Below are 23,058 nucleotides of genomic sequence, written 5' to 3'. Positions count from 1 at the left end.
GCTTAGGCCTCCATCTCCAGCAGCCGCGCAATCGCGCCGGCTCTACGTCGCCAGTCCGCGGTCTCGGCCTTGAGCTGCTTTTTACCAGCCGTTGTCAGCCGATAAAACTTAGCCCGCCGCGAGTTTTCCGTCTGACGCCACTCTGAATCCAGCCATCCAGCCCGCTCCAGCCGCTGCAATGCCGTAAGCAACGACCCTGGATTTACCTTGAAGACTCCATCCGAGATCTGCTCGACTCGGCGCGCAATCCCAAATCCATGTAGAGGCTGAAGGCTCAGAGTCTTCAGGATCAGCATGTCCAGCGTGCCCTGAATCACATCGGTATTCACATCGGTCATAGATCAGAACTCTAGGCCCGTACATCATGATTGTCAACATGTGACGACCATAAGGAGCAGATTGAATGTGTTATGCCGAAGTCTGCTCTGTTTTGCTTAAGGGCAAGGCTTCAGCCCATTCTTGATTGGGCAAGAAAGATGTTTTGAGCGCTGAAGGCGCGACCTATACCAGCCTGGGGCAACGCCCCAGGTTACGGATAGCTAACAGGCATGAGGGCTGAAGGCCCGATCTATAATCCCCAATCGTCACAAACGAAACGGTTCCTGAAACCGTTGTATGCCTACGGCATCTTTCCTGTTGCTGGGTATCCTGCAAGAGGAGTGGCGTTTTTATCTGCGGAAAACACCCATAGATGCGGAAAACCCTACTCTACACCTACAGGGAAAATGCTCTATCGAAACGATACGGTCTGATTGAAGACTCTTATATAGGACGGGCCTTCAGCCCTTTAACATCTTTTGGGCGACAAAACCTGGGGCGTTGGCCCCAGGCTGATATAGAACGCGCCTTCAGCGCTTCCCCCGGTGGTAACAGATACGAAACTCCTATCGACATGCCGGGGATGTGATCGCGAGGCTTGGCTTTGCCTCGCCGGAGATACACATCACCCTGAGCAGGCCGATGCAAGAAAACGCGACGGCCTTCGCCGTCGCATCTCGTATTTCAACTTGCTGCGTACTAGCAGTGATAGATCTTCGGGGAGCGGATGCCGCGTGTTGCATTGCGTGTATCCACCACCAACCGGGACTCAGCGACGATCTTCTCGAAGTCGTAAGCGGAGTGATCTGTCACGATCACCACGCAATCATACTGGCCGAGATTCTCCAGTGGAGCGCTCTCGGTGTGCAGCCAGTACTTACGACCTGACCCAACACGTGGGAAGTAGGGGTCGTTATACCGTACCTCGGCGCCCTTCTTCTCGAGCATCTCGTAGATGGGCAGCGATGGCGACTCCCGCAGGTCGTCGATGTCTCTCTTATATGCCAGGCCGAGCATCAGCACCTTTGCGCCCTTGATGGACTTGCCCTGATCGTTCAGCGCATTCACCACGCTGCGGATCACATGCTCCGGCATGCTTCGGTTTACCTCACCGGCAAGCTCGATAAAGCGCGTGGCGAAGTGATACTCCTTCGCCTTCCACGAAAGGTAGAACGGATCGACAGGAATGCAATGACCGCCGATACCAGGTCCGGGATAGAAGGCCTGGAAGCCGAAGGGCTTGGTGGCCGCCGCATCGATCACCTCCCAGATGTCGATGCCCATGCGCATGCAAAGCTGCTTAAGCTCGTTCACCATGGCGATGTTCACGCAACGGTAGATATTCTCGAGCAGTTTGGTCATCTCGGCCGTTGCCGGCGTAGAAACGCGCACCGTTCGGCGGAAGATGCTGGCATAGAGAACCTCGGCTGCTTCAGAGGCACGGCGATCGATACCGCCGATCACCTTGGGGATATCGTGCCGCGCCACATCGGTATTGCCTGGATCCTCGCGCTCAGGCGAGAAAGCAACCATTACGCCATCCAACTCCTGCGGAGTCTCCGCCTCTTGCGAGTGCCGGTCGCGCAGAACCTGAACACCGGTCTCCTCACCGATCCGGTCGATGGTGGTCGCGATAATCTCCTCTGTCGTTCCCGGATAGGTTGTGCTTTCCAGCACCACCAGCTGACCGGCGCGCAGATGCGGCGCCAATGCCTCAATGGTATTGACCACGTAGCTCATGTCCGGAGCACTGTGATCGTCAATCGGTGTCGGAACGCAGATCAGAATTGCGTCGAGGTAACGCGCTTCAGAGAAATCGGCAGTCGCGACAAAGCCGCTCTTCTGTGCGGCCTGAATGCTCTCCACCTCAATACGGTGAATGTACGATTTGCCCTTGTTGAGAAAGTCGACCTTCAGCGGATCGACATCGAACCCCGTAACGGCAAAACGTTCCTCACTGAACAGCAGGGCCAGCGGCAGACCAACATAGCCAAGACCTACAATTCCTATCTTCGCTTCGCGGCTGGCAATACGATCTTTCCATGCATCGAGTGTCGCAGCTTCGGGTGCGACCGCCTTGCGGATGATGTGAAGTGGAGTCACTACCAGAATCTCCTCTAACCTCTTACCAGTTCCTCTGTATTTGAGGAGTATGCACTGCTCAAGTACCAGGCAACGGTGCGTCGCAGTCCCTCTTCAAACCCGATGATCGGGGTGTAGCCAAAAGCTTCATGGGCAGCGGTGATATCTGCCAATGAGTCACGGACATCACCGGTGCGCTCCGGCCCGTACTGAGGGGGCTCAGCATAGTTCAATAGATGCGCGATCACGGCATAAGTCTCATTGAGAGTGTGCCGTTCTCCACATGCCACGTTGAAAACACGGCCAGCTACATGCTCCGCCGGCGCCGACATTGCCAGTAGATTGGCATGGACGGCGTTATCAATATAGGTAAAGTCACGGCCCTGCTCGCCATCACCAAAGATCACCGGACGCTCGCCCTGCATCATTTGCAGCGTAAACTTCGCCATCACACCGGAGTACGGCGAGTCCGGCACCTGACGCGGACCGAAGATGTTGAAGTAACGCAGGCACACCGTCTCGAGGCCATAGACCTGCCAGTAGCTCTGCATGTAGAGCTCACCTGCCAGTTTTTGCACCGGATACGGTGCAATCGGCTGCGGCTTCATGGTCTCAACCCGCGGGAATCCGGGCTGATTGCCATACGCGGAGGACGAGGCGGCATAAACCACCCGCTTCACTCCGTTCGCACGTGCCGCTTCCAACACATTGAAGGTGCCGTTGATATTGGTTTCGTGGCTTGGCCGCGGCTTCTTGACCGAACGCGGCACCGAAGGCAAAGCTCCCTCGTGAAAGATGTAGTCGACGCCCTCGCACGCCTTCATCACGGCATCCACATCACAAAGATCGGCTTCGACCAGGTCGATCCCATCCATCACCGCCGCGAGATTCTCGCGACGTCCCGTAGCAAAATTGTCGAGCGCCCGGACCTGCTCTCCGCGGGCAACTAACGCTTCCGTCAGATGCGATCCGATAAAGCCGGCTGCTCCTGTAACCAGATACTTCGCCATAATGACCGATAAACCCTTAGACGCAATTATTGCCGTTTGGACTCGGTCATGAGTAGCCCCGGTCCGAATTTTCTACCTCATCTGAGGGGATCGAGACCCTGCAAACCAGTTACACCAAAAGGAATGCGGCCCGCAGGCCGCATTCGTGTGCTGCAATTTCAGTTAGCTTTGTCCTACCAAAGTCCCCAGGCACGGCTCATATAGTCACTTAGCGTCATCGCAATCAGGATGAGGAAGGTGAAGACGCCGGCGCCGATGGTCAACTTCAGCAGCTTGGACTGGTACTTCATGTGCATGAACCAGAGGACCACCACCGTCGCTTTGATGACAGCGATGAGGACAGCCACGATCGGGTTTAGAGCACCCATCTCCACATAAGCGGCGGCCACCGTGATGCCGGTAAGCGCCAGCAGGGTGCCGTAGATCACCAGGTAGGTCGAGGGCCCGACGATGTGATGGTCATGATGCTCGGGATTCGTGACGTTTGCAGGGTCGTGATGGAGATGATCCGACATTACTTGGCTCCCAGGTCGATGAGGTACAGCAGCGGGAAGAGGAAGATCCAGACGATATCGACGAAGTGCCAGTACAGTCCGAAGTTCTCGATCGGCGCAACATAGCCCTCGGTGAACTCGCCGCGGTTAGCGCGCACCATGTACCAGAAGATCAGCACGATACCGATGATCATGTGCAGGGCGTGCATGCCGGTCATGGCGAAGTAGAGCGAGTAGTAGACCTGCGTCTTCTGCGCCATGTCCACGCCGAGCTTGCCGAAGTCGGCAATAGAGAACTTGAGGCCCGGAACGTGGCTATCTTGCCATTTCTCGGCGTACTCAAAGTACTTCACCACAAGGAACGCGATACCGAACAGGTTAGTCAGGCCCAGAAGGTTGACCAGCGCCTTGCGTCTGCGCGTCTCCGCCGCCCACACCGCCAGCGCCATGCAGAAGCCCGACGTAATCAGGATGGCCGTATTCAGTGCACCCAGCTTGATGGAAAGTGTATGGCTCGCCGCGACAAAGGCTGGGTTGTACCAGTTGCGATACAACAGGTAGGCCATGAACAGACCGCCGAAGAACATGATTTCGGTCAGGAGGAAGAGCCACATGCCGAAGCTGGCTGCCTCGCGCTGCTGCTCCTCCGTCTCGAAATGATGCCGGTGCTGCGGCAGATGCACGTGTTCGTGCTCGTGCTCTTCGTGCAGGTCGGAGGGTTGCGTTGCTACCATCGTGTTATCCAACGGTCGTCACCTCTTGTTTCTGCTTGTGGGCCAGCCACTCAAAATCGTACGCCTCGTAATCGACATACGGGATCTCCGTGAAGTTCTCGGTCACCGGCGGCGACTGCAACTGCCACTCCAGACCGGTGGCCTGCCAGGGATTGGGACCGGCGATCTCACCGTACTTCAGCGACCACGCCAGGTACAGGATCGGCAGCAGATAGCCGACGCCCAGAACCGTTGCGCCCGCGGTCGACAGCACATTCAGCACCTGGTAGTCAGCCGGATATGCATGGTAGCGGCGCGGCATGCCGAGATAACCAAGGATGAACTGCGGGAAGAAGGTCAGGATGAACCCGATAAAGGTCGTCACCGCAGCCAGCTTCGAGAGAGATTCGGGGTACATGCGGCCCGTCATCTTCGGCCACCAGAAGTGGATACCGGCGAGGAAGGCCATCAGCATGCCGCCCACCATCACGAAGTGGAAGTGCGCCACGATGAAGTAGGTCTCGGTCAGGTGGATGTCCATACCCAGCGAACCAAGGAAGACGCCCGTCAGACCGCCGATGGTGAACAGGCCGATGAAGCCGAAGGCATACAGCATCGGGGTCTCGAAGGTGATCGAACCCTTATACAGCGTCGCCGACCAGTTGAAGATCTTGATGGCCGAAGGCACGGCAACCAGCATGGTCAGCAGCGAGAAGACCAGAGCCGAGTAGTTGGAAACACCCATGATGAACATGTGGTGCGCCCATACGAAGAAGCCGAAGACCGCGATGGCCACCGAAGAGAAGGCGACGGCCGTATAACCGAAGACCCGCTTACGGCTGAAGTTCGCAATGACCTCGGAGATTACACCCATGCCCGGCAGAATCATGATGTACACGGCGGGGTGCGAGTAGAACCAGAACAGGTGCTGGAAGAGCAGCGGATCGCCACCCTTGGCCGGGTCGAAAACTCCCAGGCCGATCGTGCGCTCCAGAACCACCAGGACGATCGCGATAGCCAGAACCGGCGTTCCCAACACCATCAGGATGGAGGCAGCGTAGTTCGACCACACGAACAGCGGCATACGGAACCAGGTCATGCCCGGTGCACGCATACGGTGAATCGTCACGATGAAGTTCAGACCCGTGAAGATCGAGCTGAAGCCGGCGACGAAGATCGCCAGACCGGTCGTAATCACGTGCGTGTTCAGATAGTGCGTCGACAGCGGCGTCGTGAAGGTCCAGCCCGTATCCACACCACCCAGAACCAGCGCGGTCAGCGTGAAAGTGCCGCCGACCAGGTACAGGTACCAGCTCAGCAGGTTGATCTTCGGGAAGGCAAGATCTTTTGCTCCGATCATGATCGGGATCAGGAAGTTGCCGAGTGTTGCCGGAACCGAGGGCACCAGGAACAGGAAGACCATTACGATGCCGTGCATCGTGAACATCTTGTTGTAGGTGTCGGCGGCCAGCAGATCACCTGCTGGCGTCAGCAGTTCCAGACGCACCAGGCCGGCAAATGCTCCACCCAGGAAGAAGAAGCCGGTGATCGAGATCAGGTACAGCATGGCGATCCGCTTGTGGTCTCCGGTCAGGAGCCAGCTCAGCAGGCCGTGCTCGGCATTCAGGTAATTCCGCTTCGGCAGAGCAGCAGTGCTCTGATCCGGAAGGCTAACGATAGTGCTCATGGCTTCACCATCCCCGGCGTGGTCGGCGCCGCTTCTGTGGACGTTGCTGTGGTCAGCGTTTGCTGCACACGATAGTTGGTCTTCAGAGACTTGAGGTATTCCACCAGATCAATCAGGCCTTCTTCGCTGATCTGGCCCTGATAGGTCGGCATAATCGGCTTATAGCCGGCCGGAACATGCGATGACGGATTCAGGATCGTGTCGCGCAGAAATGCTTCGTTGGCAAGCTGCGTCGATCCGTCTTCCATCTGAACTCTGGTGCCGTACAGACCGGCGAGATTAGGTCCGCGGGCGCCCGCCTGACCGGTATGGCACTGATTGCAGCCCAGGCTGGCAAACAGGCGCTCACCGTTCTGCGCCAGGCTCATGCCGCTATTCGAGGCTTCGGTCCACTTCTGGTAATCGTCCGGCGACAGAGCCGTCACCGTGCCGATCATTCCCGAGTGCAGCGTACCGCAGTACTGGGTGCAGAACAGATGGTAGACACCCGGCTCGGTGGCATTGAACCACACCGTCGAGTAACGGCCGGGGATCACCTCACGCTTCACGCGGAACTCGGGGATCGAGTAGGAGTGGAAGACATCCTGCGAGATCATGGTCAACTGCACCGGACGTCCCGTGGGCACATGCAGCGTGTTGATCTCGTGCTGGCCGCCTGGATGCTCGGCCTTCCACATCCACTGCTTGCCGACGATATAGATGTTCATCGAGTTGGCAGGCGGGTTGTAGATGCGGAAGTACAGCAGAGCGCCCCAGACGAAGGCCACAAGGAAGATGACCAGCGGAATGATGGTCCAGGTCGCTTCCAGCAGCGTGGAGCCCTCGATCTGCGTCGCCTCGGGGTTGCGCTCCTTGCGGTAGCGGATCGAGAAACCGAAGACCAGCAGGCCGACGATAACGACGCCGACAAGCGTCATCATCAGCAGGAAGAAGTAAAGAGCGTCGGCATAGGGAGCAATGGTCGACGCCTCCTTCGGAAACAACGCCGAAGAGGTGAGCCACTTGTTTAGAAATTGCCAAAGTACCGGACTGATTCCCATCGTTTCCCTTTATCCGTTCTGTCGCTTCGTCAAAGAATGATCACGTCCCAGCTTTATATCCCGCCGGAACATCAAGAACATGAACCCACCCAGGCCGGCCACGGTAACCATGCCGCCCAGTTGCACCACACGCGACACGATCAGGCTGTGCTTATTCTGCTGCGGGTCGTAGTGGTAGCAGTACGTCAAAATGTTGGCGACCGGCGAACCGATCTTATTGCCGGAAGCTTCGATCAGGCCGAGCAGCAGATCCTTGGGCGAGTACTCCACGCCCATGTAGTACTGCGCCAGCCGTCCCTCAGGTGTCACTACTTCCAGCGCCGAGGCATGCGCGAACTGTGAGGTCTGCCCATCCGGGCTCTTCACCTCGACATAGCCATATCCGGTGGCCTGAGAGACCGCATCGATCGAGGTCTTCGGTCCAACCAGGAAATGCCAGCCGTTCGCTGTCTCCGGATGTCCATACCGCTTCACATACATCGCCTTCTTCTCGGCCGCGTCCTGCGGAGTCTCCCGCGGATCGATCGAGACCATCACGATGTTGAAGTCGCTGCCCGGCTTCAGCTTCACCATCTGAAGAGCGGAGGCCATACCATCCATCTCCTCAGAGCAAAGCATCGGGCAACGGTAGTACACCAGAGCAAAGAGCCCGGGCTTCTTGCCGTCGAAGTAGTCGTTCAGCGTAACGGCCTTTCCGGTCTCGTCCGTGAACGGAACATGCAACGGCAACGGCGTATTCAGGTGCTGCTCCACGCCTACGCGCTGCAGCACGGTCGGCAGTTGCCCGCCGCTGACTTCGCCAGTCTGTTTGTCACCATAACCGCTGACCTGCCCCATTGCGGAGGCGCACACCAGCGCGCATCCCAACAGGGCGGCGAGGCGGGTCTTCCGGATTGGGTGCATCGTCGTCATGGTTACTTCTTCTCTTCCTTACTTGCTTCCTTGGCAAACTCGAGCTTCTGCTCACGCTCTGCAATGCGATCCTGCTCGAAGCCGCTGCGGGCAAATCCGTTGGTCAGCGGAGCCGTCACAACCGGAGTATCCGCGCCGACCATCTTCGTCGCGGCCGTTGCAGCCTTGGCATCGGCAGCCAGCGGAAGTCCGCGCTCGGCAATCAGTTCAATCGCACGATCGATCGGAATGCGAACGGAGTTCGGCATGCCCTGCACCTGCGAGTAGTTCTCCAGCAGCAGGTCTTCCCTGGCGTGCAGATCGCTCGAGCTCTGGTTGCCGTCGTCCGGATCGAGACGCGGTCCGGGGAAGGTCTTCACGATCTGTGACGCCGAACGCTGCTCGAAGACCGGGTTCGAAGTCAGACCGTCACCCGTCTTCGCAGGCGCGTACTGCTGATGCCACTTATCCAGCGGACCATCATCCTTCGCGATCTGGCTGTTCACCAGACGGCCGATGAAGAAGCAGACCACGAAGAACACCGCTACGAAGCCGGCCAGACCGCCGACGAAGACCAGAACGCCGCTAACGTTGACGTCGGTAACTTCATAACCCGGATGCTCAGGATCGTTCACCTGAGGATGCGGATTCGGATTCAGGGTATCCCCATCGTTCTGATTGGGCTTAATGTGCATGCTCGGGCTCCAGAATCTCTTCGGTGTGCGGGTCGTTCACAACAACCAGCGGACGCGACATCAGTGTCGTCAGGTAGAACGCCATCCAGATGCCAAGGATCGCTACCGGTACCGTGATGTAGGCCAGGATGCTGAGGTTGCCGCTCAGATGCAGATTGCGGGCTGCATCCGGGAAGTTCGGCTCGATCAGCCAGAACAGGTCGAAGCCGCGAGCGAAGATCATCCAGCCGGTCAGTGCCAGCATCTTCGACCTCGAACGCTTCAGATCACGCGACAGCAGCAGAACGAACGGAATCACCCAGTGGAAGATAAAGTCGCAGGTACAGATCACCCACCATCCGCCGCGGATACGGTTCAGGTACCAGGGAAGCTCTTCCGGCACGTTGCCCGACCAGATGATCAGGAACTGGGCAAACGCCAGGTAGATGTTCAGCATGACAAAGCCAAGCATGAACTTACCGAGGTCGTACTGCTCAGTCTTGCGCAGGATCGTCGCCATCGGCTCATACTTCGCGAGCCGGATCGACGAATGGACTGCAGCCGCCAGCACAACATAACCCTGACCCACCAGGAAGAGCAGGCCCCACACCGACGAGTACCAGGTCACGTCGAGCGCCATGATGAAGTCGATGGCTACGATCGTCAGCAGACCGCAATAGATCAGAACACCGATACCCGACAGGTTCTCGAACTTGATACGCCAGCGATCGTAGCTGCCCTGCGAACCTCTCTCAGGATCGGCCTCGCGCTCGAGCGACCACTTGTTCAGGAAGTAAGTAAAGGCGCCCATGATGGCAAAAACCACAACCATCTGCACGATCACACTGACCGGCGAGAGCATCGGCCGCTTGAAATTCAGGGCATGTGCCTGGGCTTCGGTGAGCAGCTTGGACTTCAGACCTTCTTCTACCGACTCAAAGGTCGGAAAAGCAGCCCAGAGATACAGCTTTTTGGCGAAGACCAGGATCGGGATCAACAGAATGATGACCAGAGGAAGCGTACGGGTCATCGCCTCCAGCGGACGGCGCAGCAGAAGACCCCACTTGCCGCCCGAAACATACTGCAGCATCAGCAGGCAGAGGCCGCCGCCGCAGAGAGAGAAGGTCATCATCCAGCCCAGCAGGTAACCGCGCATGACATGGTCTGCGCCGCCGGCGAAAAGGAAGAGCAGCGAGGCGATCGCCGCGACCGCCGCCACAATCAGAGCCCGCGTACGCCATGCGGCAACAACCTCAGGCGCCTGCAGCGATGCCGGCAGCGTCTTCGGCTCGGTGAGAGCTCCGTGTCCGTGTTGTTCGTGTCCGTGTGCCATTCGTTACGGCCTAATCCTTCTTCAGATCTCGAAAAATCATTCGGTACCCAGATATGCGATCAGGTGATCGATATCCGTGGAAGAGAGCTTCGCGGAAAATGACGGCATCTGAATCTTTCCCGTCGGAATACCCTGCGTGACGACCTGCCGGATACGATCCGGACCAACCCGTCCCACGATGCCCACCAGCGAGGGAATGTTCGGCGGAAGTCCGGTGCGCGCCGCCTGATGGCAGACACTGCAGTTCGCCATATACGTAGCCTTCCCCGCAGCGATGTCCTCGGGCTTGGGCTTAGCGAGGGCAGCGGTCTTGGCGGTCCCCGGGACTGGCTCCTTGGTCACCGCGGGAGTAGTCGCCTTCTGATTCTCCGTGGTCGCCGGAGCTACGCCTGGCGTCGTGGTGGGCGTCGGCGTGGCAGACTCAACCGGCTTCGCCACTTCAGGAGCTGAAGGAGCCGCGGTATTCGGCACCGACCAGTCAGCCGCGAAACCCGGCGGCATGCCCTGCTCTTCCGCCAGCTTCGACAGCGGCTTTACCTCAACACCTGCCGGGACATCGCTCGGCTTAGCGTTCTGGCTCAGCTCAAGTGCGCGGATATACGCGGCAATCGCCCAGCGGTCAGCCGGCGTAATCTGCGCCGAGTAATCAGGCATCGCGCCATAACCGTTGGTCATCACGCTGAAGAAGTGTCCCAGCGGCGCGCTGCGCAGACGCTCGGTATGGAAGTTGCCCGCCAGACGGTAGCCGCGCTCGACGATCTCGCCGGCGCCATTGCCCACACGCGAGTGACACGGCGTGCAGTACACGTTGAACCGTTCCTGGCCGCGCTTCAGTACATCAAGCGTTGCCGGGAAAGGCATGCCGTCAGCTTCCTTGCCGTCCACCAGACCGGTGTAGAAGTAGCTGTCCTCGTGCAACTGGCCACGAGCTACGGTATTGATCACCTGCGGACGTGCGGAGCGGCCGTCGGCGAAGATCGTCGTCGAACGCTGCGGAAACATCTTCGGCTGGTCGTGCATATCCTGACGGCAACCTGTCAGCACAGCAACGCTGGCCAGGGTGGCTGACAGGATGAGGCGTGCGCCTTGAACCTTGAAGCTTGCGCCCTGCATTAGAGATCCACCTCCACCACGCTTACCGCATGGAACTGCTCGAGGAAGGCGCGCGTCTCGTTCACATCGAACTTAGGATCGATCGCTTCCAGGCACAGGAAGAACTTGTGGTCGGTCGCTCCCTGACGGAAGTTGGGAGCGTTGAACAGCGGGTGATACGGCTGCGGCAGACCGTTCAGCGCCAGCATGCCGAAGGCAGCCGACAGACCGCTGAACAGAATCGTCCACTCATAGGTCGGGATAATGAACGCCGGCCACGAGAACAGCGGACGTCCGGCAAAGTTCATCGGGTAACCCCAACGCGAGATCCAGGTCTGCATCAGAAACGCCGTCGTCAGACCCATGATGCCGCCCATCAGGGTCAGCAGCGGAACGCGGTTACGCACCGCGCCCAGAGCCTCCGCAGCCTCTTCCACCGGATACGGTGTGTAGCATTCCATGCGGCGGTAACCGGCATCCCGTGCGGCCTCGGTGGCATCCACCAGGGCCCCCGGAGTGTCGAACTCCGCAAGAAGTCCGTAGATTCCTTCTTTTACCGGCATCAGGCGGTCTCCTCTATGGTGGTTTCAGCGTCCAGACCCTTGATCTTGGTCTGAGGCAGCATCATCTTGATTTCGTTCATCGGGATCATCGGAGCCAGACGGACGAAGAGCAGGAACAGGAACGAGAACATGCCGAGCGTTCCAACGTAGAGCATGTAGTCCCACTTGGTCGCCTTGTACGTACCCCAGCTCGAGGGCAGAAAGTCACGGTAGAGCGAAGTGACGACGATGACGAAACGCTCGAACCACATACCCGTGTTCACGATCAGCGACAGGATGAACAGATACGTTACGTTCACCCGCAGCTTGCGGGACCACAGAGTGGTCAGCGGGATGGCGATGTTCGTCGCGATCAGGATCCAGTAGCCCCAGCCCATCGGCCCGAACATACGGTTCCACATCATGAAGAACTCCCAGTGGCTGGCCGAGTACCAGGCCATGAAGACTTCCATGCCATAGCCGTAGGCCACAATCAGACCGGTACCGAGCATGACCTTGGCCATGTTGTCCAGGTGGCGCAGCGTGACCAGATCTTCCATGTGGTAGAACTTGCGGATCGGAATCGCCAGCGTGAGCACCATGGCGAAACCGGAGTAGATGGCGCCGGCGACGAAGTACGGCGGGAAGATCGTCGTATGCCAGCCAGGCAGAGCCGCGACCGCGAAGTCGAAGCTGATGACCGTGTGTACCGAGAGCACCAGCGGCGTTGAAAGACCGGCCAGAAGCAGCGAAGCCGTCTCATACCGCATCCAGTGGCGGGTCGATCCGCGCCAGCCCAGCGAGAGCAGACCATAAACGAACTTGGCCAGCGGAGACTGCGCCTTATCGCGCAGGGTTCCAAAGTCGGGAACCATGCCGATATACCAGAACACCACCGAGATGGTCGCGTATGTCGATACGGCGAACACGTCCCAGCACAGCGGCGACCGGAACTGCGGCCAGATGTTCATCGTGTTCGGGTACGGGAACAGCCAGTAACCGAGCCACGGACGGCCGACGTGCAGGACCGGGAACAGACCGGCGCAGCATACGGCGAAGATCGTCATCGCTTCCGCGAAGCGATTGATCGAGTTACGCCAGGTCTGCTTGAAGAGCAGAAGGATCGCCGAGATCAACGTTCCGGCGTGACCGATACCGATCCACCAGACGAAGTTGATGATGGCGAAACCCCAGGCGCCCGGGATCGTTACACCCCAGATACCAACGCCCTTCAGGAAGAGCCAGGTAACGGCAATCACCAGGAAGGTTGCCACACCAGACGCTACGATCAGGCCAAAGAACCAGCCCAGCGGTGTGTTCGACGTCAGCACGACGCCGGCAATCTTCTCGGTTACCGATTTGAAATTATGGCCCGGCGCGATGACGGCGAATTCGCCAGTCTTCGGGTCGATCATCGGATCGCTGATTTGTCCCTTGGTCGCCATTTATGCCAGCTCCAGCTCAGGATTCGGGTTGATGACACCGGCCGTGTAGGTCGTACGCGGACGGTAGTTCAGGTCGGCGAGTACAGCGTATTCGCGCTCTTCCGCTTTGCGCTTGGCCACCTTGCTCGCCTTGTCGTTGATATTGCCGAAGACGATGGCGTCGGTCGGGCAGGCCTGCTGGCAAGCCGTCACGATATCGCCGTCGCGAATTTCGCGGTTTTCCTTGTCGGCCTGAATCTTCGCCGACTGGATACGCTGCACGCAGTAGGAGCACTTCTCCATCACGCCGCGCGAGCGAACCGAAACATCCGGATTACGGCCCAGCTTCAGGCTCTCGGTCTCATAGTCTGAGTACAGCAGGAAGTTGAAGCGGCGGACCTTGTACGGGCAGTTGTTCGAGCAGTAGCGAGTGCCGACGCAACGGTTGTACACCATCGTGTTCAGGCCCTCGGGCGTGTGCAGCGTCGCACCTACCGGGCAGACCTGTTCGCAGCCCGCGTTCTCGCAGTGCTGGCACAGCATCGGCTGGAAGTGCGCCTTGGGAGCATGCAGGTCGCCTTCGAAGTAGGTATCGATGCGGAGCCACTGCATGTTGCGGCCGACCTTCACCTGCTCACGGCCAACCACCGGAATGTTGTTCTCCGCATAGCAGCTCACGACGCAGGCGTTGCAACCGACACAGGAGTTCAGATCGATCGACATGCCCCAGGCGTTCTGGATCTTGCCGCTCGACTTATCGATATGGTCATAGCGCCAATCATCCGGGAAGAAGCTCATGTCCTTCTCCGGGGTCTCCTTCAGACCCGGGCCTTCGTGCGCAAAACCAGGATTCTTCTTCGCCTCTTCCGCCGTGGCATAACGAATGATGCCGCGGGTCATGGCTTCATTACCGGCCAGCGAGTGCGTCTTGGAGAAGTCCTTCGCCATACCAACGCTGGCAACCGTCGACTGCGCGAAGCTTCCGCGGTTGTCGAGCGAGTGCACGGTGGTGACGCAGATGTCGTAGGTTCCGTCAGTCTTCTTGGCCGATCCACCGGTCCAGGAAGCTGCCGAAGAGGTGTTCACGGCATAGGCGTTGAACCCCACGCCTGTCGCCACACGGCCCACAGTGCGGCCGAAACCGAGGTGCACCGTAATGGAACCCTGAGGATGACCCGGAACCATCAGGACCGGAGCCTTGACCTTGCTGCCGCCTACGGTGAGCTCGACCATCTCGGTCTCTTCCACACCGAGCTTCTTCATGGTCTCCATCGACATCAGCGCCGCGTTGTCCCAGCTCAGGTGCGTGACCTGCTTGGGAAGCTCCTGCAGCCAGCCATTGTTGGCATAGCGTCCGTCATACAGGGAAGCGTCCGGCTTGAACGAGATCTCATACTCCCCCGAGGGTACAGAGCTTGGCGTGATGCTTCCGGCCTTCGCCGAAACCGACTTGGGCGAGAAGGCAGTGTCCGCCACCCAGCCATCGTGCAGCGCCTTGCGCCAGCCCGCCTCAAAGTTCCCCTTGATCACGGTCTTCGCGTTGGCCAACACAGCGTCGTAACCCGAGCTCTGCGGATTGTCAGTGAACTGCGCCAGAAGATCATGCGCCGTCTTTCCGCCATACAGCGGATCGATCATCGGTTGGATGATCGAGATCGTGCCGTCGTACGCACGCGCATCCGACCAGCTCTCCAGATAGTGAGCCTTATTGATGTGCCAGTGAGCGATCAGCGCCGTCTCGTCGACATGGGAACCGAAATGGACGATTACCTTAGCCTTCTTGACTGCATCAGCAAAGTTAAGGTCAGCCGGAGCCGAGTAGACCGGGTTCACACCCAGGATCACCAGCCATGACACCTTACCGGCGTTCAGGTCAGCGACCAATGCCTTCAGGTCAGCATTCTGCTGGCTCGGAATCGGGTTCACGGTCTCGGTGTAGACCACCGTCTTGCCCACGGCGCCGATCTGCGCGTTGATCAGGGCAGCGGCGGCGTGTACCGCCGGCGAGGTGGCCTCGCCCGGAATCACGACAGCCTTACCGCCGGCCTTGGTCAGATCCTTCTTGACCGCCTCCAGGAACTTCGCGGCTTCAGCCGGAGCAGCTCCCTGTCCAGCCAGCGCCAGAGCGAACTTCTCTACATCCGAGGGCTTCAGGGAGAGACGATGCTCCGCCTTGAAACCGGTTACCGACGGCATCGACTCGACGACGTACAGGCGGTTCTGCTCTTTATCCTTTTCGAAGCGATGGCGCTCAGCATAACCGGCCGCCAGCGGCAGGAAGCCGGGGAAGTGAGCTCCGCCAAGGAAGTCAGCGTCGAGCGACAGAATTACATCGGCTTCTTCCAGCTTGTACTGCGCATCGACGTACTCGCCGAACGCAGCCATCGATCCGGCGCGGGCGGCGTCGCGGTTTACCGGCTCCCACTGGATCAGCTTGGCGGCCGGATACTTCGCCTGCGCGGCTTTCCACTGCGCAGCGAGAGTCGGCGAGGTCACCGTCTCGCTCAGGATGTACAGTCCGGCGCCCTGGCGGAGACCATCCAATCCCTTTGCGAGGGCATCCTGAAAATCTCCCCAGCTCTTGTTGTTGCCTTCAAAAAGAACGTGCTGCGAGCGGTCCGGATCGTACAGATCGAGTACCGACGCCTGCGTAAAGGCATCGCTCCTACCCTTCGTTACCGGGTGCTCCGGATTGCCGTCGACCTTGATCGGACGGAAGGCATCGGACTTCACCAGTACCGGCACTGAACCGGTCGGGAAAGGATGCGCCGTCGCGAAGTACATCGGCTTACCGAGAACCAGGTCCTCAGGAGCCTTCACATAGGGATAGATCGGTTCATCGGGCTGCTTGGTGCAACCGCTAAGACCGGCGAGCGCGAAGCTGGCGCCCATCACCTTCATGAAGCCGCGGCGCGAGACACCGGAGGTCATCTCGCTGGCCTGGCGCGGAAACTCCTCACGGAGCATCTCGTCGAATCCAGGCTGCTCAGCCAATTCATCCAGGCTGGTCCAGAAGCGGCGGCCGGTCTTATTGGCCAGCTTGGCCTGCACCTCTGCCAGCGTCATACGCTTCGGCTTGGCCGGAGCAATGGTGCTTACTACCTCGGGCTGCATCGGTTGATTCATCTCCGTACTCATCTGTGGCACACCTCGCAGCTTGAGAGCTCATTCGGAGTGCGGATGTGGTACTTGTCCGTCAGGAACTTGCCAAGATCTTCCTGGCTGGTGAACTTCACATAGTTGAGCGGAAGCTTGATCACAGGGGTCGAGGTCATCGTCTCGCCCACGCCGCTCAGCGCTCGCGGCTGAAGCTGTGTTCCACTCTGGCCGTAGCCGGCCGAGGAGTTCTTCTCACTCGGAACCGCAGCCTGCAGCATGGCGACATTCACACCGTTTGGCTTCTCGGTGGTGCAGACCACACCCTGCGAGGTCGGGCCGCTGACGCCGGTGTCGGCGCAGTAGACCGGCTTGTCGGCAGAGGGGCCAGCCCAGGCCATGTTGTAAATCTCGCTAGTCGGGCGGAGGTTCTTGCCAGGATTGCGGTGGCAGTTCAAGCACCACTCCATCTGGAGGGTGTTCTCCTGGTACATCAACGGCATCTCATCCACACGGCCATGGCAGCTTGCGCAGCCGATACCCTTGTTCACGTGGATCTCGTGGTTGAAGTACACATAGTCCGGAAGGTCATGTACACGGGTCCACTTGATGGACTCGCCGGTTGCCCAACTCTGGCGAACGGGCTCGAGCATCTCGGCGTTCGTCCAGATCTGCGCATGGCAGTTCATACACGTCTTGGTCGGCGGAATGCCGGCGTACATCGACTTCTCCACACTGGTGTGGCAGTACTGGCACTGCACGCCAAGACCCTCAACGTGATGCCTGTGACTGAACGGGACGGGCTGATCCGGTCGCTGGCCCTGCCGTGTTACCCACGGAGAGCGCTGCAACTGGTTCAGCGCAACGCCCAGTGCGATCACGATCAGACCCGTAATAACCAGACTTGCCCGGGCCAGCGCGTTCGAACTGCGGTCAAAAACTTGCGCCATGAGTGCGTTCCTGTTTCCTCTGCGTCAAAGAGAAGTCGTTGCTGATGTTTTGAAGAAGACCATCCAGGACTTGGGGTAGCGTGCTGTCCAGGAAAAACCTGCCTCGGAAAGTTTGAGTATAAGCAGCGGGTCAGGACCCCTTCAAGTGACCCCCATCACGGCAACCCTCATTTCTATCTATAACTTCGATAATCGACAACATTCCATCCACCCCCACTGCACAACATCTCGTGCAGCCTGTGGGTAAAGCGGCAGAAAAGACACAACATCTGACTCCCCGGTCATCGATTAACCTCTGAAATGCGTACTTAAATGGTCTTAGTTTGATATTCGGCCACAATTTGTCGATATCCGAACGAGATTTACCGATGACGTAACTTCGGGCTTTGCCTGACCCCTAAACCGTAGCCTCCCGCTTAGAAGGTCTTTCGCTCTTCTGTTTGCCGCATAAACCGGCCAGCGGTCGGCGCAAGCCTATGCTTTCGCGCCTCGGTTCGCACTCGAAACCGGTCGGCGCCTCTGCCCGCTACTGTTTCAACTGTCGTGCGCCATGAAGCTATGAAGATCGGCATGCGGTGGAGCAGGCATCAGGAAGAATCAGCAGCCAAGCAACAGGCAGAATGCTCCAAGACAGGCCATGCTTTTCGATACACTCTCCAGCATGCCCAGCTCCCGCTCCGGCCGCACTCACAAGCCCCCGTATGATGCTGCACGCGCCATCGCCGAACTCTCTGCCGCTGACCCGAAGCTCGGCCGGCTGATTGAGCGCTGGGGCCCCTTCACCATGCGTCTGCCAGCGAGCCAGTCGCCCTTTGAAGCACTGGCCGAAAGCATCATCTACCAGCAGGTGCATGCCAACGCCGCGCGCGCTATTCACAGCCGAATGATCGAGAGCTTTCATCACGTCTGCGGCATTGGCAATCATCCTTCACCCGAGCACATCCTCGACTGCCCAAACGATCAGCTCCGCAAAGCCGGCCTATCGCATAACAAGACACTCGCGCTGCGTGACCTGGCAGCAAAAACCATCGACGGCACCGTTCCCACACTGGCAAAGATTAAGAAGATGCCGGATGAGGAAATTATCGAACATCTCATCCAGGTGCGCGGCATCGGCAAATGGACCGCCGAGATGCTCTTGATCTTCCGTCTCGGCCGTCCTGATGTTTTGCCGCTGGATGATTACGGCGTACGTAAAGGCTTCGCGCTTACCTTTCTCGGCCTGAAGCCAACGCAGAAGGTCACACCGGACCTGCTCGCCACCAAAGAGCAGATGTTGCGCCGCGCAAAGAAGTGGCGCCCATGGTGCTCGGTTGCAAGCTGGTACATGTGGCGCGCCTGCGATCTGGCGGCCGGCAAGTTGCCGGCGGAGTAAGCCCATACACTGGATGCTCCATGTCCCTTAGGGACATGGGACGTTCGAGCGAAGCTCGAATTCTCGATACGATCCTGGAGACAGGCGAACTCTACTCCGCGCGATTACCCCATCTTTCGCGACATCACCGCGAAGAATGGGGCAACCGCGAATTTAGCTTTGCGCAGGCTTCGCTGCAAGAATGCCGCGGAAGCTTTCACGGTATTGCAGGAAGACCAGGATCCATAACACCACCGCAACCAGGGCCGGAGCGATGCCGGGCGAGAGCGTCAGATGGAAGGCCAGGATGTTATACAGCTCCGCCGCCAGCAGCGTGAGCGCCAGAGGCACAAAGAAACCAGACAACAACAACAGCCCTCCGATCAGCTGCACCGCGAAGAAGAAGGCAGCGAAATGTGACATGCTCACAGCGCCGAAGAATTGCAGCGCCAGCGGATTTGCCGGAGGCGGCGCTGGGATGAAGTTAAGGAAACCGTTCAGGCCAAAGACGGTGAACATCAGGCCAAGCAGATAACGTGCAATGGTGGATACAATCTTCATCGATCTCTTCTCTCCTTAGAGCATTTTCACTGTTGCTGGGTATCCCGGAAAAGACGTGCAGCGGCGTTTTCATTGCGGAAAACGCCCATAAATGTGGAAGCCCTGCACTACACCTACAGTGAAAAATGCTCAGGCGCTCTGGGCATGAAGCTGCACGGCTTCCAGGTGTGGCTGCAGGAATGTTGCCCGGTCCTTACCGTACCGCAGCGCAGCGGTGCCGCCGGCGGTGAGGAAGGTCGTATCGGTCACACCGATAAAACCGAAGACGGAACGTAGATACGGCTCAACGAAGTTTAGCGAAGCCATCGCCGTTCCGGCATCATAAACACCGCCCGTCGCGATCAGAAAGGTCGCCTTCTTTCCGGCAAGCAGGCCCTTAGGTCCGCCTTCTCCATACGAAAAGGTCTTGCCGACGCGCACAACCTGATCGATCCAGAGCTTCAACGAGGCAGGCACCCCGAAGTTGTGCATCGGCACGCCAAAGACAAACTCGTCGGCCTTCTCCAGCTCAGCGATCAACGAGTCGGAGAGCTTCAGCAGCTCCACCTGCTCAGCGTTGCGCTGGTCCTCGGGCGTAAATGCGGCGCCGACCCACTCTGCCGTGATGGGCCACATTACCGTCGCAGTCAGGTCGCGCACGATCACCTGGCCCCCCGGATGGGTCGCCTTCCAGGTCGCTTCAAAGGTTTCAGTCAGTTGGCGTGAAACAGATGCTCCGTACAGGGGGCTGGAGTCGACACGCAAGAGGGTAGGCATAGCCAGGAATCTCCTTTACGACAAATGATGATTAAGCAACACTTGTTGACTCTTAAATAATCGACATCTGTCGCAAAAGCAACGGGCGAGGAGAAAGGAGTTATCCTCAATTCAGATGGAACCGGCCACCCAAGCCGCGCCTTGCTCGAACCAACCGACTGATCCGCGCATCCGCCGCACCCGCCAGATGCTGCAGGGAGCTCTCGTCAACCTGCTGACTAGAAAGCACTTCAACGACATCTCCATCAGCGATATCGCGGCGCAGGCAGGTGTGAACCGGGCCACGTTCTATCTCCACTACACGGATAAGCATGCCCTGCTACAGGCCATGACCGAGTCCCGCTTCCGAGAGTTGCTTGATCGCCGTGGCGTCGTTTTCTCCTGCGAAGGTGTTTTCCGCTCTCTTGCGCTGGGTGTCTGCGACTTTCTCTCCCAGACCGGCGGGTGCCCCGAGCAACTGGCCTCCATGCCGCTTGAGACCTCGATCATCCCAGTCGTCGAAGGCATGATCCTTCACGGGTTTCAGGAGCACCCGGTCCCACCGGAGACGCCAACAACTCTGATCGCCGCGACCGTCGCCTGGGCTATCTTCGGCGCCGCCAAACAGTGGATCCAGACACCGAATCGCCCGCCTGCCGAAGAAGTGGCAGCGACCATAGAAACCCTGGTCAAGCCGATCTTTCCGGTTATCCCAGAGGCTCATTAGACGAGACGTCCTCGTCCCCATTCGGAACGCGAAATTTTGCCGCATCGAGCTTTTCTCGACCTGAATATAGATTTGAAAGTTATATTAAATTCATAGGAGAGATGACTTTGCTCGATCACCAGAAGCTGCTTGTCCAGTCCACCATTCCGGCACTCACGAAACACGGCGAAGAGATCACCCGCGTCTTCTACCAGCGCATGTTCGCCGCGCATCCCGAGGTCGCTCCCATGTTCAACCAGGACGATCAGAAGAACGGAGCCCAGCACAAGCGTCTGGCAGGCGCGATTCTTGCCTACGCCGGCAACCTTGACCGGCTCGACCTGCTTGGTCCCGCAGTCTCCAGGATCGAGCACCGTCACGTCGCGACCAAGGTCCGCCCGGAGCACTATCCCATCGTCGGAAAGTATCTGCTCGTAGCCATCCAGGAAGTTCTCGGTGACGCCGCTACACCGGAGATTCTGGAAGCCTGGAGCGTGGCCTACAACGAGCTGGCGCAGATCATGATCGGGCACGAAGCAGCCATCTACGCAGAGCAGGAAGAAGAACAGGAACAAGAAGAAGAAGTCGCTGCTGTCTAACTTCAGGCAAGCCCAGGAGCAGCAGTACTAGAGCATTTTCCCTGTTACCAGGTATCCCGGAGAGGGCGTGCAGCGGCGTTTAATAGCGGAAAACGCCCATAGATGCGGAAGCCCTACTCTACCCCTACAGGGAAAATTCTTTATGACGAGAGTCGAACTCGATGCAACTGACCCGATTTTCCGATCTCGCACTACGTCTGCTGCTCTACCTTGCCGGCCATGACAAACCGATGGAGACGACGGCAACCGTCCGCGCCGTCTCCGAACTCTTCAACGTGCCCTACACCCACATGGTGAAGGTCACGCACCAGCTCGGCCGCAAGGGCTGGCTAACTACCACCAAGGGCAAGGGAGGCGGACTTCGCCTCTCACGGCGCCCCGAAGACGTCCGCATTGGCGAGATTCTGCGCACCACCGAGCCCTCGCACGACGTCATCGACTGCTTTACGCAGGCCTGCCCGCTACGCTCCGCATGCACGCTGAAAGAAGCGCTGGACCGCGCGTATGAGGCTTTCTTCCGCGAGCTCGACCAGTACACGCTGGCCGACGTCGCCGCCATGCCCGTGCTGCAGCAACTCATCCAGATCTCGCTCTGAATTCTGAGCGCCCCTACGCCGGGTGCCCCATCCATCGCACCAGCGATGGTTGGGACGTTCGAGCGAAGCTCGAATCGCTCACGACGCGATATCGAATCGCCGACGATACGCCGCAGGCGAGCATCCCGCGTGTCGCTGGAAGACCGTCCGGAAGAAAGCGACATCGCCATAACCCACCGCCTGGCTGACCTCCTCGATCGTCTGCGAAGGATTCTCGAGCAATCGCTTGGCCGCAGCCACGCGCAGCTTCTGCTGATACTCGAGCGGAGAGTCACCCGTCGCCTGCTTGAAGCGCCTGGCAAAGTTGCGTTCGCTCATGCCTGCGTGATGCGCCGCCTCCACCGTCGATCCATGGTGGAAGTGGCTGTGCATCCATTCCTGCGCCCGCTGCACACCGGCATCCCCATGCTCCAGTTTGAGAGGAGCGATGGCAAAACCGGCCTGCCATGCACGTCTGGTCTCAATCGACATTGCCCGTGCGCTCTGCAGCGCAATCTCGTGCCCGCAGAAACGCTCCACCAGGTACAGGCTCAGATCCAGAGAGGCATGCACGCCTCCACCGCAGAAGAGGTTGTCATCTTCCGTGACCATATACTCCGGCATCCACAACACGCGGGGATACAGGGTGCGGAGCTTCGCCGCCAGCCCCCAGTGCGTAGTCGCCCGCCTTCCATCCAGCAGACCTGTCGCCGCCACCAGCCCCACGCCGGAACACACGCTGGCAATCGCAGCACCGCGCTCGCGCCAACGGTGCAGCCATGGCACCACATCACGGTTACGTTCGACAACATCTTCCAAACCAAGTCCGGTGGATGGAATCAGAATCACATCGGCCTTCGAGACATCGTGGATCGATCCCATCGGCTCAATGCGCAGCGGGCCATCACACTCCACTGCCCGGCCATCCATCGATACCGTCGTTACCTGGAACCGAGTCTCTACGGCTGTACCGCTACACAGGTTCCACAGACTTCCGCTATGGCGAAACACCTCCATCGGCCCAATCGCCGTGGAAGAAAACATCCCTTGCGGAAAGTAGATAGTGACGTCAATCATTGGCTGTTTCACCGCCGCACATTGGCCTATCTGCCACTTCATACGCCGTACTCCATTGCCTAGGATTGGATTCGGACAAGAACCAATCAACAATAGGAGCAACAA

General features: G+C 58.7%; 22 protein-coding genes. 4 read left to right on the top strand and 18 right to left on the bottom strand.

The window, feature by feature from the left end:
- Window positions 1–2 precede the first annotated feature (2 nt).
- From OHL21_RS01815 to OHL21_RS01745, 15 genes are all read right to left on the bottom strand, one after another.
- A complete protein-coding gene (locus OHL21_RS01815; RefSeq protein ID WP_263415541.1) occupies window positions 3–338 on the bottom strand; it encodes a PadR family transcriptional regulator in 336 nt (111 codons plus the stop codon).
- A 679-nt stretch (window positions 339–1,017) separates the two neighbouring features.
- Window positions 1,018–2,421: a nucleotide sugar dehydrogenase gene (locus OHL21_RS01810; RefSeq protein ID WP_317889950.1), complete on the bottom strand. Its 1,404-nt coding sequence runs from the start codon at window positions 2,419–2,421 to the stop codon at window positions 1,018–1,020.
- Between the two features lie 14 nt (window positions 2,422–2,435).
- On the bottom strand, window positions 2,436–3,410 hold the full coding sequence (locus tag OHL21_RS01805; protein WP_263415540.1) for an SDR family oxidoreductase: 975 nt from the start codon (window positions 3,408–3,410) through the stop codon (window positions 2,436–2,438).
- A gap of 173 nt (window positions 3,411–3,583) precedes the next feature.
- A complete protein-coding gene (locus OHL21_RS01800; RefSeq protein WP_263415539.1) occupies window positions 3,584–3,925 on the bottom strand; it encodes a cytochrome C oxidase subunit IV family protein in 342 nt (113 codons plus the stop codon).
- Window positions 3,925–4,638 carry a cytochrome c oxidase subunit 3 family protein gene (locus OHL21_RS01795; protein ID WP_263415538.1) on the bottom strand — a complete coding sequence of 238 codons (714 nt, stop codon included), beginning with the start codon at window positions 4,636–4,638 and terminating at the stop codon, window positions 3,925–3,927. Before OHL21_RS01795 ends, OHL21_RS01800 begins: the two co-directional genes overlap by 1 nt.
- Window positions 4,639–4,642: 4 nt before the next feature.
- A complete protein-coding gene (locus tag OHL21_RS01790) occupies window positions 4,643–6,304 on the bottom strand; it encodes a cytochrome c oxidase subunit I (protein WP_263415537.1) in 1,662 nt (553 codons plus the stop codon).
- Window positions 6,301–7,344 carry a cytochrome c oxidase subunit II gene (gene coxB, locus OHL21_RS01785; RefSeq protein ID WP_263415536.1) on the bottom strand — a complete coding sequence of 348 codons (1,044 nt, stop codon included), beginning with the start codon at window positions 7,342–7,344 and terminating at the stop codon, window positions 6,301–6,303. The genes OHL21_RS01790 and coxB overlap by 4 nt, the downstream gene beginning before the upstream one ends.
- A gap of 9 nt (window positions 7,345–7,353) precedes the next feature.
- Window positions 7,354–8,256, bottom strand: coding sequence for an SCO family protein (locus OHL21_RS01780; RefSeq protein ID WP_263415535.1), 903 nt, complete (start codon window positions 8,254–8,256; stop codon window positions 7,354–7,356).
- Between the two features lie 2 nt (window positions 8,257–8,258).
- A complete protein-coding gene (locus OHL21_RS01775; protein WP_263415534.1) occupies window positions 8,259–8,930 on the bottom strand; it encodes a hypothetical protein in 672 nt (223 codons plus the stop codon).
- Complete coding sequence (locus tag OHL21_RS01770) at window positions 8,920–10,242, bottom strand: hypothetical protein (protein ID WP_263415533.1); 1,323 nt, start codon at window positions 10,240–10,242, stop codon at window positions 8,920–8,922. The genes OHL21_RS01775 and OHL21_RS01770 overlap by 11 nt, the downstream gene beginning before the upstream one ends.
- A gap of 36 nt (window positions 10,243–10,278) precedes the next feature.
- On the bottom strand, window positions 10,279–11,355 hold the full coding sequence (locus OHL21_RS01765) for a c-type cytochrome (RefSeq protein ID WP_263415532.1): 1,077 nt from the start codon (window positions 11,353–11,355) through the stop codon (window positions 10,279–10,281).
- Window positions 11,355–11,897, bottom strand: a complete 543-nt coding sequence (locus OHL21_RS01760; protein WP_263415531.1) for a DUF3341 domain-containing protein — start codon at window positions 11,895–11,897, stop codon at window positions 11,355–11,357. The genes OHL21_RS01765 and OHL21_RS01760 overlap by 1 nt, the downstream gene beginning before the upstream one ends.
- On the bottom strand, window positions 11,897–13,321 hold the full coding sequence (gene nrfD, locus OHL21_RS01755) for an NrfD/PsrC family molybdoenzyme membrane anchor subunit (protein ID WP_263415530.1): 1,425 nt from the start codon (window positions 13,319–13,321) through the stop codon (window positions 11,897–11,899). The genes OHL21_RS01760 and nrfD overlap by 1 nt, the downstream gene beginning before the upstream one ends.
- The gene (locus tag OHL21_RS01750; protein ID WP_263415529.1) at window positions 13,322–16,438 is read right to left on the bottom strand and encodes a TAT-variant-translocated molybdopterin oxidoreductase; all 3,117 of its coding nucleotides are present in this window, start codon (window positions 16,436–16,438) and stop codon (window positions 13,322–13,324) included.
- Window positions 16,435–17,346 carry a cytochrome c3 family protein gene (locus tag OHL21_RS01745; RefSeq protein WP_263415528.1) on the bottom strand — a complete coding sequence of 304 codons (912 nt, stop codon included), beginning with the start codon at window positions 17,344–17,346 and terminating at the stop codon, window positions 16,435–16,437. The genes OHL21_RS01750 and OHL21_RS01745 overlap by 4 nt, the downstream gene beginning before the upstream one ends.
- Before the next feature lie 637 nt (window positions 17,347–17,983).
- Between OHL21_RS01745 and OHL21_RS01740 the strand changes: the two genes are divergently transcribed.
- Window positions 17,984–18,721, top strand: a complete 738-nt coding sequence (locus OHL21_RS01740) for a DNA-3-methyladenine glycosylase family protein (RefSeq protein WP_399256946.1) — start codon at window positions 17,984–17,986, stop codon at window positions 18,719–18,721.
- 153 nt (window positions 18,722–18,874) lie between these two features.
- On the opposite strand, the gene OHL21_RS01735 is transcribed toward OHL21_RS01740, so the two are convergent.
- Both OHL21_RS01735 and OHL21_RS01730 read right to left on the bottom strand, forming a co-directional pair.
- A complete protein-coding gene (locus OHL21_RS01735) occupies window positions 18,875–19,261 on the bottom strand; it encodes a hypothetical protein (protein WP_263415527.1) in 387 nt (128 codons plus the stop codon).
- 129 nt (window positions 19,262–19,390) lie between these two features.
- On the bottom strand, window positions 19,391–20,017 hold the full coding sequence (locus tag OHL21_RS01730; RefSeq protein ID WP_263415526.1) for an FMN-dependent NADH-azoreductase: 627 nt from the start codon (window positions 20,015–20,017) through the stop codon (window positions 19,391–19,393).
- Window positions 20,018–20,132: 115 nt separating this feature from the next.
- Here OHL21_RS01730 and OHL21_RS01725 point away from each other — a divergent pair, with 115 nt between their 5' ends.
- From OHL21_RS01725 to OHL21_RS01715, 3 genes are all read left to right on the top strand, one after another.
- Complete coding sequence (locus OHL21_RS01725; protein ID WP_263415525.1) at window positions 20,133–20,723, top strand: TetR/AcrR family transcriptional regulator; 591 nt, start codon at window positions 20,133–20,135, stop codon at window positions 20,721–20,723.
- Window positions 20,724–20,824: 101 nt separating this feature from the next.
- Window positions 20,825–21,301, top strand: coding sequence for a globin domain-containing protein (locus OHL21_RS01720; RefSeq protein WP_263415524.1), 477 nt, complete (start codon window positions 20,825–20,827; stop codon window positions 21,299–21,301).
- Window positions 21,302–21,462: 161 nt separating this feature from the next.
- Window positions 21,463–21,897, top strand: coding sequence for an Rrf2 family transcriptional regulator (locus OHL21_RS01715; RefSeq protein WP_263415523.1), 435 nt, complete (start codon window positions 21,463–21,465; stop codon window positions 21,895–21,897).
- Window positions 21,898–21,975: 78 nt separating this feature from the next.
- On the opposite strand, the gene OHL21_RS01710 is transcribed toward OHL21_RS01715, so the two are convergent.
- On the bottom strand, window positions 21,976–22,995 hold the full coding sequence (locus tag OHL21_RS01710; protein WP_263415522.1) for a GlxA family transcriptional regulator: 1,020 nt from the start codon (window positions 22,993–22,995) through the stop codon (window positions 21,976–21,978).
- Between the last annotated feature and the right edge of the window lie 63 nt (window positions 22,996–23,058).

This window comes from Terriglobus albidus (assembly GCF_025685425.1).
GTDB lineage: Bacteria > Acidobacteriota > Terriglobia > Terriglobales > Acidobacteriaceae > Terriglobus > Terriglobus albidus.
Note: the sequence above shows the minus strand (reverse complement) of the source record. Positions and strands in the feature narration are given on the sequence as shown.